Source organism: Planococcus dechangensis (assembly GCF_042654465.1).
Lineage (GTDB): Bacteria > Bacillota > Bacilli > Bacillales_A > Planococcaceae > Planococcus > Planococcus dechangensis.
Genome location: NZ_JBHSGL010000004.1, coordinates 14,357 through 26,776, shown reverse-complemented (window position 1 = coordinate 26,776; position 12,420 = coordinate 14,357). Strand labels below are relative to the sequence as shown.

The following is a 12,420-nucleotide window of genomic DNA, read 5'->3' as shown; positions in this document are numbered from 1 at the left end:
TCTTTGTAGGCGCAAAAACAGATAAAAATTTGCTTAAATTCTGTGGGCAGCAATTAGATTGTCGTTCTCATCATATTCGATTTGAAGATCTAACGATCCAATTAAAGGAATGGCATCACCCGTTTTTAATTGATGGATGTGTTGTTGAGTAGTAGATTGATGTGATTCCATTATTTCACGGTGATACAAATACTGTTTATTGATTTCTTCCTTTTTGGTCTGAATGGTTTTTCGCCTTCTAAAAGTTGCATTAAGTTCTAATGTCTTTGCAGAAATCGAAGATTCAAATTGAGAATTTAATTTATCTAATTTTTCGTAGAAGTTTTCGATATCCGATAATTTATTGCGGCTGACCTCACTATTGCTATCAAAATCACTCGCTAGTTTCAAACAAACAGAAATTAATTCTAAGGTGCCATACCCGATTAGTAATTGCTCTTCAAAATCGAGGTATAGATTTTTTACACCTTCAATGTTCTCATCTATTTTAAATTTATTATTTGTAAATTTCGGAATTTCGGTTACTAAAATGTTCAATTCCATTAACACTGATTCCAGTTGAATATATGCTTCTGAAGAGATATCTTCTATTTTTTTGAAATACGTATTTGACAGATTATCTTGTGCAATGATACTTGGCATAATAGCTTTCAAATAACGTATACTTCCATGTATAAATCCGAATTTATCATTATTATATTTGCGAAGTAGTGTGTCCATTTTTTTATTCATAGTGTTTAATTGCTTATTTATTTTATCAAGGTGTTCTTGGGAGGTCACGATAGTCATAACGCCAAAAGCGACATTTACTAGCTGTGCTGGATTTATTTTTTTTATATCCTTGGTTTCTGCCCACCCATGCGCCCTAATTTTGTGTTTACTATCCACAGCAATCGGTCTAAATTTATTAAGAGACCCACTTTTTTTCATAATTGTAAGCTCTCCATTATTAAGTTTATCCATCACTTCTTTGTTGAATTTAATAATAACCTTCTTCTCTGTTCGAACGAGATCTGAGGCAGCAGACGAAGATTTAATAATCTCCCCGATATAGCTTTTCAATTGATCTGTTACTACGAGAGGCTTCTGTGGATTAAAGGATTGGATTTCACTCTTATTTAAAGTTGAAATTTCCCATGGCATTTGATCTTCTGTTAAGTATGTGTCATTAGAAATTACATTAGTTGTAGCAGTAGAATAATTTTCCTCTTTATCGGGAAATGTATTTTTTTTATTGAAATAGAGAATTGCAAAAACAATCGATAATAGAATAAGAACCCCGATTATAAATTCCACTCTTTTCACTCCAATCTTTCTTCACGGTTTCTCTTGGTATACAGGTTTATAGAATATGCTATTTACCTCTAACTTTATATTACTTCTATAAATTAAATTGTAGAAACTTAAGTTAAGTATACATGAGAAATTAAAGCTACTAAGCTGAAAGGATGGAAATATGTCAGATTTTGAAATCGTCAATTCATTAAATTCTTTGAAAACCCAAAAGAGATATAGAGAGAGAAAAGTGTATATTGAAAAAAAGATGGAGGAGATTCCTAAACAATATGCCGGAGATATTCGGAGGTACAAAGAATACTGCTGCAGTACTGGACAAATAATTGGAACAGAGGCGATGCTTGATTATTTATACATCTCCCTGACCGAACAACAAATTAAGAAAACAACGTGGGAACGCCGATTAGCAGCTATTCGAAAGTACTTAAATGTCATTCATAAAATAGAATTTAAAGGAGAAGCTGGAGTGGTATACGAGCTTTCAGGCATACGGAAAATGTATCAGGAAGATCAATACGCTCATTTGATTCAAGTTCGAGGAAAGTCAGCCATTGATAAGAAAGAGTTAACAGATATGGTCAATCGTCTCCCGATAAGAGCAAAGGCGATTTGTCTAGTTAATCTAGTAACCGCTAACAGACCAAGCGAAATGGTGAGGTTAAAAATAAACGATTTCGATTTGAAAAACAAATGCGTGCATGTTTATTTGAAGAAGCAAAAAAGATGGCATACTAAGCGGCTCACGCCGGAAGTTATCCATGCAATCAACGTTTATATACGTGAATACCATCTTAAAGCAGACAATTACTTTGTAGGAAGGGTGTATAAGAATGGACGCTATGAAAGCACAGCAATCACCGAAATCGGGTACTATAGTTTTTTGCAGCGTTGGACAGGGCTTACTGGATACAATTTCCGAAAAAGCCAAGTGGTAGCGATGCACGCAGCAGGTGCAGATATATCAACTATCGCGCAGCAAACAGGCCATCAATCACTTGAAACGTTAGTTCAGCACTATCTTACAGTATCTGAAGGAACCATTGATAAGTATTTATAAACACAGCATCAAAATGAATTTAAGAAAGTAAGATAGGAAGGGACAGCTGTATTTTTTACAGCTGTCCTTTTCTCTTTGCAAAGAAAAAATATAAATATTTAACTACCGGTCGTAAAATACCTGATTCACAACACTTACTGACGTGGGTGATGGTATTGTACTCGTTCTTTTATAAGAAAAAATTATGTAATCAAAATTATTGGTAATTTCAGGTACAATAAATAAGAGACAACAAAGAATTTACTGAAAGAAAAAGAAAAGTAGGGGAAAAGATGAATTTTGCTATAAACAAAGGGGATAATACAGAAGAATTTATTGATTCATTAAAGGAGAAGTATCCAGTTGATCAGTTAAAAAAACTAGCAGAAAAGAATTTATATATTTGCCCGTACTGTGAAGTTTCCTTAAGAGTCAAATCAGGAGATAAAAGGGGAACCTATTTCGCCCATCCGCCAAACTTAGCTTGTGTAGAATCTAGGCAAGTAGAGGCTTCATATCGCCAATATCAAAAACAAATTCAACGTGAATCCTTTAGACATCCCGTATTAGTAAGTATGATAAAGGACGAATTAGTAACAGCAGCAGTCGGAAAAGATTTACTTGAAATAAAAGAAGGCTATCGTGTTCCACAGTTCACTAAACACTTTCCAGATCTCTATGTAAAAATAGGAAAGAAAGAATGGGCTATCACGGTATTAACCGATTTGAAAGAGCATGAAAGTAAAGAACATAGTCGTAATTTCAAAGCAAGACACGAATACTTTAGTGAAAATGGGTTAATTCCACTTTGGCTGATTGATAAAGCAAATTTCGCGACAGAAACAGCAAAGAACAGTATTGTGATGTGGAAAATCGAATGGTTGAGTTCACATATCAGCCGAGAGGATGTTACTTGGAAGCAGGATATAGCCACCTATACAAATAGAGAAGAACTATTTAAAGTGCTAGGGTATACAACAACCGAATGGAATCCGAATCGTGAAATTGAAATGAAGAGTATCTATTATATTTCTCAAATTGAAGACAGGAATTATATTCGTGTTTTTCGATTCATCGATGATTTAAAAGGTGAAATTTACCGAGGTTTTTTAATAGGAGAAACTTCAAGAATACCATTCAGCCAAGCCTTACAAATCAAAAACGAAGCATTTTTGCTAAGAAATCCAGAGCAAGAGATTTCTTTCCGAAAGACTTTTAAAGAAAACTTCTCTCAAGAGATGGAAATAAAAAGAGAAAAAGAAGAGAGAGAAAGAGTAGCAAGAGAAAGGGAAATGGCACAAGAAAAAGAGAGGAAAATCAGAGAAGCAAGAGAAAGAAAAGCCAGAAAGGATAGAGAAAAAGAAATACGGCTTCTTAAAGAAGAGAAAAGGAAGGAACTTCTCCAATGGATTGAAGATAAAGAAAGTGCAAAAAAGGCTGCTGTTGCTTCAGAAGTAATAGAGGACAGAGAAAATCTGTCGGGGGCTAATTCTGATAACAAAGCACCTGAATCTACTTTTAAAAAAGTTTCAGTCTCTACTGCTTCAAGTCCAGAAGAGAAAGAACTAGATGAGAAATTTCGCCGAATCTTTTATGAAATGAACAGGAGCCGTACACACAACTTAGCCCAGCACGTTCCCGAAAAAAAATACAAAGAACTACTGGAAAGAATGCAAACGACCCGCATAGAGGGCGCTAGTTATATAAAATCTTCGAATCGTGTATGGAGAACTATTATTTTAAAATGGTTAGAAGAGAATTATTACCTCGAAGAATGGACTGTCTCTATTCAGATGATAATGGACATTTTGAAAAATGAACAAGTCGAATTTACAGATAATATAGAGTCTATATTGAAAGTTCCAATTAGAGACTTCTTAGCTAATTATCAAAAACTAATTAAGAAAGAACTAAAGATAAAAAGTAATTTTATCATCGTAGAATAGAGAGGTATCTAATTAATGATGACAAATCGAACTTTAATGCTTTATTTTCCAGATACAGACCATGCAACGTCCTTGCGTATTTTCCAAGACCCCACAAGTCAGATACGAGGATTCTATTTCACAAAAAGTCAATTAAGCAAAGTTGAAACATTGGATTACGCAAACAATCATGCAGTATATTTTCTGTTTTCAGAAACGGAAGAATCAAGTGTCTATATAGGACAATCTGTAAATGGTATTAAGCGGATTAAATCACACCTCCGTGATAAAGACTTTTGGCAATTTGGCATTCTATTAGTCACTGATAACAATAGTTTTGATAAATTAAGCATTGATTACTTAGAGTATTACTTTATTCAAGCATTTTCCAAAACTCAGTATAGCTTAGAAAATCAAGATTTGCGCACAGTAGTCCCTAATGTAAATATGTTTAACCTATCCACTTTAAGTTCCTTTGCTTCCCAAATCCAATTCTTATTGGAGGCTATGGGGATTTCATTTAAACCAAGCATTTCTATAGAAGAAAAGAGCCAGGCAGATGAAGTGTTTTTGGCACGTTCTCCTCACCAAGCATCGATTCGATTACAAGACGGAAAATATATACTTCAAGCGAACTCATTGATTAAAGCTCCTTTAGATCGCACAAAAGGGTGGAGCGATGGGGGCAACTTTTACCAACGTTCAAGAAGACGATATGATCAATTTATTGAATCTGGAAAAGCAATTAAAGTAGATGAAAAATCTGCGAAATTAATTGATGATGTAGAATTCAATAGCCCAAGCACGCCAGCAGTTCTATGTTCGGGACATTCTCAAAATGGATGGCTGTTTTGGGAAGGATTAGATGAGAAAAGAAAAAAAGGAATTTAAAACAAGAATAGAAAGAAGAGTAAGAAAAAAATAGTCTTTTACAATGAGGAGGTCTATATATGAATCAAACTTTTACTGACTTTGAAGAGTGGTTATCTTCCCGTCATCAGTGGCTACAAGTTGCGGCTGCACGTCTTTTGAAAAATAATACATTGAGCGATATGGATTTAACAGATTTAATAGAGCTATGCAAGACAGAAGCTCTGTCTCCGGAATCAAGTAAAAAAACTATAAGTAAGGAAAAGTATAATCTTTCTGCAAAAGACCCTGCGGGTAACTTGCGAATAGACGCTATTAATAGTGTCAAAGGAATTAGTGCCCTGGGACCAAAAAAGCCTCTTAATTTTAATAACTCATTATCTATTATATATGGTCAAAACGGTTCAGGGAAATCAAGTTATGTACGTTTATTAAAGCACGTTTCTGGCACTGAAAAAGCTGGCAAGTTAAGAGGGAACGTATACCTTCCCCATCCTCAACCCCAAGAATGTTCATTGACAATTTCTATAAATGATTCTATTAAAGAAATTTTGTGGAATCCTGAATTAGGAGCAATTAGTGAGTTGAGTGCTTTACATTTATATGACACTGATTGTGCAAATGTATACGTAAATGAAGAGAATGAAGTTGCTTATGAGCCTTGGTTACTCCAATTTTTAAGTCAACTAACTAACACAAGTATTGAAGTTGGAAAAGCTATTAAGAGTGAAATGGATGGCATTACTTTAACAAAATTAAATCCTCCAGAGAAAAGTAATAAAACGAAAGCAGTTGAATGGTTAAATAAAACTAATGCCTCTACTACCAATGAAGAGGTTGCAATTCAGTGTTCGTGGGAGGATGCTGACGAACATGAACTTATTAGTTTAAGGCAACAAGCAACTGAAACAGACCCTTTGGAGAAAATGAAGAAATTTAACGATGAGTCTCAAAATATTGAAAATTTGTGTTCACTGTTAACAAGTATTAGAAGCTCTTTATCTGATGAATTGTGCACCAAAATAATTGATGCGAAGAGAGACTATGTAATCAAAAAAAAGGCGGCAGAAGAAGATGCCGATAAAATCTTTGAAAATCTTCCTATAGACGGTGTAAGTACCGAAAGTTGGCAACTACTCTGGGAGCAAGCGCGATCGTTTTCTGAACAGCATGCTTATAAAACTGAACTTTTTCCATATACTTCTATTGAATCAGTATGTGTATTATGTCAGCAGCCTCTTTCAGAAGAAGCACAGTCCAGATTAGAATCCTTTGAATTCTATGTGAAATCTTCTCTTAGTAAACAAGTCAAAATTGCTGAAGAACATTTGAATAATTTACTTAGCAGTTTCAAGGAAATACCGACTGAATCAATTTTAAAATTACATTTAAAATCAAGTGGAATTACATCTAATGAAATACAAGAGAAAATACTGACATTTTGTGAGGCTTTAAAAAAACGGAGTGGGAGTTTAAAAGAAGCAACTGCTCTCAGCCAACTAATAAGCTTGCCATTTGAAGAAATTTTGCTCGAACTAAAAGAGACCTCAGTATCTAAAAAGAAACAGGCAAATGAGTATCAGAAGCTGTCTGAAATTGAGAACAGAGCTGAAATACATAACAATATTATTGAGCTAGAAACTCGTAAGTGGTTAAAACAAAATAAAGAATTTATTTGTGAGAATGTGGAAAAAACTAAAAGAAAAGCTGAACTTAAAATTGCATTGTCATTGACAAACACTCAAGCGCTATCTACAAAAAAATCTTCTTTATCCGATCAACTTATTACATCTGAATATATTAAGAGATTCCAAAAGGAGTTAAAAGAGTTGGGAGGCTCTAGAATTAATGTAAATCTCATAAAGACTAGAGCCGAGAAGGGGCGTATTTACCATCAAATAAAACTTAAGAATAGTGCTCCGACTATTAAAACATCTGAAGTCTTAAGTGAGGGCGAATTTCGTATAGTGTCATTAGCAGGATTTCTTGCAGATGTTGAGGGGAGTTCAAGTAATACTCCTTTTATTTTCGATGATCCAATGTCTTCCTTAGACCAAGTATTTGAAGAAGCAACTGTAAAAAGAATTGCTAAATTAAGTCTAACTCGACAAGTAATTATTTTTACTCATCGTCTCTCTTTTCTTAGTTTACTTGAAGAAGCTGCCAATAAACTAGAAGTAGAATATAATGCTATATGGTTACGGTCCGAATCTTGGGGAACAGGCGAGCCAGGAGAAACCCCAATTTTTGCCAAGAGACCTGAGAAAGCATTGAATTTTCTCATGAATGAAAGATTAAGTAAGGCAAAGAAAGTCTTGCAAGAAGAAGGCAGAATAGAATACGACTTATTAGCTAAAGGAATATGTAGTGATTTTCGGATTCTAATTGAACGTCTTATAGAGAATGATTTACTCGCTGATGTAGTCCAGCGCTTTAGACGGTCAGTTAATACAATGGGGAAAATTCATAAGCTTGCTAATATTAGTGCGGAGGATTGTAAAATGTTTGAAGGGTTTATGACCAAGTACTCCACATATGAACATTCGCAATCTTATGAAACGCCCGTAATATTACCTGAACCAGATGAACTAAAAGAAGATATGGAAACAATAAAAGTCTGGTTAGGAGAATTTAAAAAACGTAATACTGCGTGAGTATAGAATATAGCCAATACATGAAGATTAAATAAGCTTCGGTACAATTCACTAAGATGTTTCGATCTATTTCTATATCTTATTATGTTCAACACTCCATATTCATGAAAACAGCCTTGCTTTTTAATGCAAAGGCTGTTTTTTGACGATTTTCTTCTATTATATAGTGTTAGCTATTTCATCTTCGAATGCTTTTACTAATTTATAAAAGCTGGTCTTTTTTACTCCTGCTTCTTGCATAGCTTCTACAGCAGTTAACTCTTTTACTTTCCATTTTCTATAAACCTCTTTGAATTCTTCGGAGACAACAACAGGGGTCCTGCCAAACTGAATGCCATTTTGCAGCGCCAAGTCGATTCCTTCACGCTGCCGTTTCCGGATACGTTCTCGTTCCTCTTCAGCCATCCAAGACAGTATCTGCAAAACCAAATCTGCAATAAAGGTTCCCATGCTGTCTTTGTATTGCGTAGTATCGAGCAGTGGCATATCCAGCACCACGATATCCGCTTCAATATTTTTCGTGAGATCATTCCATTCCTGGAGAATCTCTTCTTTGTTCCGCCCGAACCGATCCAGCGAGTGGATATATAAAATGTCACCTTTTCGGATAACCCGTTTCAGTAATTGATAGTTTGCACGTTCAAAGTTTTTTCCACTTTGTTTGTCCAAATAAATGTCCCGTTCAGTGATGCCCATTTTCCGCATGGCTTCCAGCTGACGGCCTTCGTTTTGATCCTTGCTGCTGACGCGTATGTAACCAAATTTGCGATGTTCCATAATTCACCTCTATAAACGATTCTTTTCCTCTCATTATACCTGAAAAGCGTTCGTAAAAGTGTATGCAAATTCGCGAACGTTCGTAAAGCCATTTGACATGTTTACGAACGCTTTTTTTGGCCCTTTTTAGTCCTTTTCAGAGCGTTCGTAAAAGTGTACTTTTACGAACACTTTCTATTTCCAAAATTAACTAGCTATCTCTAGTCTGACTCAGTATATTTGAAATAAAGAAAAAATCTTACCAATTGAACTTTTTTAAAAAGAACCAGTTGAAAAGGAGTAGTAAACGATGAGTGAAATTGAACAAGGATATTTCTGCAAGACTTGTGGTGAACACCACGAGGAGCTTCCTATGAGTTATGGCAGCCCAGTGCCCGATTACTGCGAGGACATTCCAGAAGAGGAATGGGAAAGCCGGATTGAGATGAATGAAGATTTGTGCATTGTGGATGATGAACACTTCTTCATCCGAGGAGCAATTGAAATTCCCGTAACTGATGACGAAGGGCCATTTATCTGGGATATCTGGGTTTCCTTGAGTGAATCCAATTTTGAGTTGACAACGGAATACTGGGAAACGGAAGGACGAGAGCGAAAATTGGATCCCATGTTCGGCTGGTTATCCACCTCCATTCCGTGTTATCCCGAAACGCTGGAATTGAAAACGATGGTCCACACACGTTCGGTCGGAATGCGTCCCTTCATTGAATTGGAACCGACGAGCCATCCAATGACCATTGAGCAAAGAAACGGCATCACCATGGATCGGATCAAGAAAATTGCAGAAGAATTATGCCATCCGGATGAGTAATTCATAGGTTCAGCATCGAAGGAAAAGTTTTTAGAAAAGTAAAAGGAAATGCGGAATTTCGAATGTGATTGCTTCTTGAAGATATACGGTTTCGAATGTAACTTATGTGCAGTTAAGTTACATTCGTTTTTTAATATACTGACTTTTCTTGAAATAAGGTAAAATAGATTTAAAGGAAAAAAGTTCCAAGTCAGAGGAGGAAAAGAATAGTGAAAAAAACACTGGTAATTGTACTCATTTTTACTTTGCTGTCAGCGTGTAATTTAATTGAGTCTACACCTAGTATCGAAAAACTAAATAAGGCACCAGAAAATGTGCAAGAACTATTAGATCCGGCTGTCCCTCTTCAATCGATAAATAAGAATGGAGAAATGACTTATCTTATTTATGAATCAAAGGATGAGGTAACTGCTTCTCTTGAAAAACAAGGAGACAAGTTAAATATAAAACTAAAAGCTGTACCAAAAGATGGTGACAATATTGAACAGCATGTATTCAAGTTGAAGATCGACGAGGAGACGGAAATGATCGACGTACTCATAAACGGCAAATCAACTCCGATGGGTGTAATTACGGGTTCATAAAAACTTGGTTCTAATACATCTGAATGTAACTTAAGAGCAGTTAAGTTACATTCAGTCTTTATCAAGAATGCAATGATAAAAGCTAAAATCTGATTTTTAACTAAAGGGGATAATTTAAGACATGACTCATCTGAAGTATTTTTTATATCTTTTCTTTTTAAACTCCACATTTGTTCTTTGCATTTTTTACTTGAGTGAAAACTTCAATAAACCTTTTGCAGATTTGAATAATGTTGATATAGGAAGAGCGATAGTAGTTGGAATAATTCAATTCACATGTTTCTTCTTGATTCCAGATTTGCAGTCAAAATATCCGGAAATTAGAGGGAAAACTAAATATACAATTTTGTTTAGCTCTATGGTTACTGCAGGTCTAACTATATTATTTCTCGTTAGTATCTATCCCACTACTTAAAGATTAAGTAAGCATATTCTGAAAAATTTCAGTTAGGATGATGAAATGATGAAATAAGGTTCTGAATGTAACTTAATGTGAATTAAGTTACATTCAGATGTGTTGGAAAATTGATTGTAAAAGAAAGAGGTTCATTGATGAGAAACTTTTATTTGGCTTTAATTAGCATCTTCTTACTAGCTACCGTTTTCTGTATATTTGGGCAGGGAATGGCTTACTTTTTAAGTGAATATTTCATTCCAATCTATCCAGTCTATTATTTGACTGGCTTAACGATTCTTGGCATTTTTTTATATCTGGTAGCAGGTTCTATGGTATTTCGCCTATTTAAAAAACAAGAATTTGCTTCAAGCAATCAGGCATTTTATTTGTTCATTTTATTTACAGTCGCTCCAAGTGCATCTATTTGGTCATTTTTCGTAACGGTTATGTGGTGGGGCTAAACGTATGAGGAACCTATATGGAAATTTAGGTAGTAAAATTATAGGAGGTTTTAAATGTAACTTAAGTGTAATTAAGTTACATTCAGATCTCCTATCCCAGTGAATTAATCAGAAAGCGAAGAGAAATTGAACTTGTTAGAAAAATGATACATTCAAAAGACTATTCTATACGGTTTCAATATTACAGTTGTGAAATACATATAATTACATAACAAGAATTAATCTAGGCTACTCTATGCTTAGCCACAATTCCACTTTGGAGGTTTACAATGATCGGATCCCCAGAAATAAATAAAATAATAAGAAAAACATTGTCACCTGTATTGAAAGAAAGTGGATTTACAAAAGTGAATACTAGGCATAACTGGGCTTGGATTGGTAATTCTATATGGGTGTTGGATATCACAGCGGTCGGGAAATATTTTTCAGATGTAACCGGCTGGCCACCGATGTCTATCCATGTCGAATTAGGAATCTATTATGATTTCATTCCTGCCATCGATGAATATCTGAAGATAGATGGACAAGAGAAATTCTTGCCCAAAGCACATCAATGCCATTTGCAATGTGAATTGCTTTCTAATCTTGATCAATCAGAGTATTTGTCTAGTTTAGATAATCATGTAGAACAAACCCGGAAGGATCTTTGGTGGATAGAGCCGGATGGTTCGAACGTGGAAAAGGTTGTTGAAAATATCAAACAGTCTTTTTTAAATGAGGGATATAACTGGCTAAAAGAAAATACAGAAATAGAGAGTGCATTTATAGAAATTGAAAAAGAGCGCGATGGTTGGAATAAATTTTACAAAGCCAAGTACTTTGCAAAACACTTAAACGAGCAGTCAAAGTTTAAACTGTATACTCATCTTTTCGAGCAAGAGCAAGAAAGAATAAAATAGCATGTTGCGATGATAGTTGATGATGAGTAGAAGTTATAAACAGAAAAGTTTCATTCATATCATTAACGCTAAAGTCTATGTAAAAGAGATTCTAATGAAAACTTAGTTTACATATCAGAACTTATAGGAAGTTACAGGTTGGTTAACAGCAAAATATATAGAGAAAGAGCAGTGCTGTTGAATTAGCACTGCTCTTTCATTTTATTTTATAAGTATACGTTTACGAAGGATTATTAGATTAATATAGTTGGCTGTTTTAGTAATGCTGAGGAGACGCATGTTCCTTTAAGTCTGGGTCCTATTACGCCTTTGCTGTTGCTTACGCCAGCCGTACCGAGTCAGACCCTTTGGTTTATATACCGAAAGAAACACAATAACGAGCAGCACCAGCAACCCTCCTCCAGGATGTAGAAGTACACCTATGCCTTGAAGTCTTTCAAAGTCAGTACCTGGGTCGGCCGCTGCTCCTGCTAGATAGCTCACTGTCTTCGTATACGACAGCAAAACGAGCGTAGCTAGGACGGTCAAAACGAGTTTTACTAAGACCCAATAGTGGCGAATCAATCCCCAAGAAGTGCCCAGTGACATGACTAGCCCTGTTGCGAGTGAGGCGAATGCTAACGGAACAAGAGCGAACCAAGTGATCGGTTCCATTGCGAGATAAGCACTTCTTATCATCTTCTCATCACTGCTAGTCATAGTGGTGGCAA

General features: G+C 35.3%; 10 protein-coding genes. 8 read left to right on the top strand and 2 right to left on the bottom strand.

Translation table 11 applies throughout. The features are described from left to right. Nucleotides 1-33: 33 nt before the first annotated feature. Nucleotides 34-1,296 (bottom strand): hypothetical protein, encoded by a 1,263-nt coding sequence (locus tag ACFO5U_RS02815; RefSeq protein WP_377276524.1) that lies wholly within the window; start codon nt 1,294-1,296, stop codon nt 34-36. A 160-nt stretch (nt 1,297-1,456) separates the two neighbouring features. Between ACFO5U_RS02815 and ACFO5U_RS02810 the strand changes: the two genes are divergently transcribed. The 4 genes from ACFO5U_RS02810 to ACFO5U_RS02795 all read left to right on the top strand — a co-directional run bounded on the left by ACFO5U_RS02810 (nt 1,457) and on the right by ACFO5U_RS02795 (nt 7,781). Beyond that, nucleotides 1,457-2,353 carry a tyrosine-type recombinase/integrase gene (locus ACFO5U_RS02810; RefSeq protein WP_377276522.1) on the top strand — a complete coding sequence of 299 codons (897 nt, stop codon included), beginning with the start codon at nt 1,457-1,459 and terminating at the stop codon, nt 2,351-2,353. A 272-nt stretch (nt 2,354-2,625) separates the two neighbouring features. Then, entirely contained in the window at nt 2,626-4,278 is a 1,653-nt protein-coding gene (locus ACFO5U_RS02805; RefSeq protein WP_377276520.1) for a competence protein CoiA family protein, read from the top strand. Nucleotides 4,279-4,293: 15 nt separating this feature from the next. Beyond that, nucleotides 4,294-5,148, top strand: a complete 855-nt coding sequence (locus ACFO5U_RS02800) for a GIY-YIG nuclease family protein (RefSeq protein ID WP_377276518.1) — start codon at nt 4,294-4,296, stop codon at nt 5,146-5,148. A gap of 59 nt (nt 5,149-5,207) precedes the next feature. Beyond that, the gene (locus ACFO5U_RS02795; RefSeq protein WP_377276517.1) at nt 5,208-7,781 is read left to right on the top strand and encodes an AAA family ATPase; all 2,574 of its coding nucleotides are present in this window, start codon (nt 5,208-5,210) and stop codon (nt 7,779-7,781) included. A gap of 159 nt (nt 7,782-7,940) precedes the next feature. On the opposite strand, the gene ACFO5U_RS02790 is transcribed toward ACFO5U_RS02795, so the two are convergent. Beyond that, nucleotides 7,941-8,558, bottom strand: a complete 618-nt coding sequence (locus tag ACFO5U_RS02790) for a recombinase family protein (protein ID WP_377276515.1) — start codon at nt 8,556-8,558, stop codon at nt 7,941-7,943. 289 nt (nt 8,559-8,847) lie between these two features. Between ACFO5U_RS02790 and ACFO5U_RS02785 the strand changes: the two genes are divergently transcribed. The 4 genes from ACFO5U_RS02785 to ACFO5U_RS02770 all read left to right on the top strand — a co-directional run bounded on the left by ACFO5U_RS02785 (nt 8,848) and on the right by ACFO5U_RS02770 (nt 11,710). Beyond that, on the top strand, nt 8,848-9,369 hold the full coding sequence (locus ACFO5U_RS02785; protein ID WP_377276513.1) for a DUF2199 domain-containing protein: 522 nt from the start codon (nt 8,848-8,850) through the stop codon (nt 9,367-9,369). A 209-nt stretch (nt 9,370-9,578) separates the two neighbouring features. Beyond that, a complete protein-coding gene (locus tag ACFO5U_RS02780; protein WP_377276511.1) occupies nt 9,579-9,953 on the top strand; it encodes a hypothetical protein in 375 nt (124 codons plus the stop codon). Nucleotides 9,954-10,505: 552 nt separating this feature from the next. Further along, nucleotides 10,506-10,811, top strand: a complete 306-nt coding sequence (locus ACFO5U_RS02775) for a hypothetical protein (RefSeq protein WP_377276510.1) — start codon at nt 10,506-10,508, stop codon at nt 10,809-10,811. A 269-nt stretch (nt 10,812-11,080) separates the two neighbouring features. Next, nucleotides 11,081-11,710 carry a hypothetical protein gene (locus ACFO5U_RS02770; RefSeq protein WP_377276508.1) on the top strand — a complete coding sequence of 210 codons (630 nt, stop codon included), beginning with the start codon at nt 11,081-11,083 and terminating at the stop codon, nt 11,708-11,710. The last annotated feature ends 710 nt before the right edge of the window (nt 11,711-12,420 follow it).

Coding starts and splice junctions, on each gene's coding strand:
- ACFO5U_RS02810 (WP_377276522.1), top strand. CDS start 1,457: ATGTCAGATTTTGAAATCGTCAATTCATTAAATTCTTTGAAAACCCAA.
- ACFO5U_RS02805 (WP_377276520.1), top strand. CDS start 2,626: ATGAATTTTGCTATAAACAAAGGGGATAATACAGAAGAATTTATTGAT.
- ACFO5U_RS02800 (WP_377276518.1), top strand. CDS start 4,294: ATGATGACAAATCGAACTTTAATGCTTTATTTTCCAGATACAGACCAT.
- ACFO5U_RS02795 (WP_377276517.1), top strand. CDS start 5,208: ATGAATCAAACTTTTACTGACTTTGAAGAGTGGTTATCTTCCCGTCAT.
- ACFO5U_RS02790 (WP_377276515.1), bottom strand. CDS start 8,558: ATGGAACATCGCAAATTTGGTTACATACGCGTCAGCAGCAAGGATCAA.
- ACFO5U_RS02785 (WP_377276513.1), top strand. CDS start 8,848: ATGAGTGAAATTGAACAAGGATATTTCTGCAAGACTTGTGGTGAACAC.
- ACFO5U_RS02775 (WP_377276510.1), top strand. CDS start 10,506: ATGAGAAACTTTTATTTGGCTTTAATTAGCATCTTCTTACTAGCTACC.
- ACFO5U_RS02770 (WP_377276508.1), top strand. CDS start 11,081: ATGATCGGATCCCCAGAAATAAATAAAATAATAAGAAAAACATTGTCA.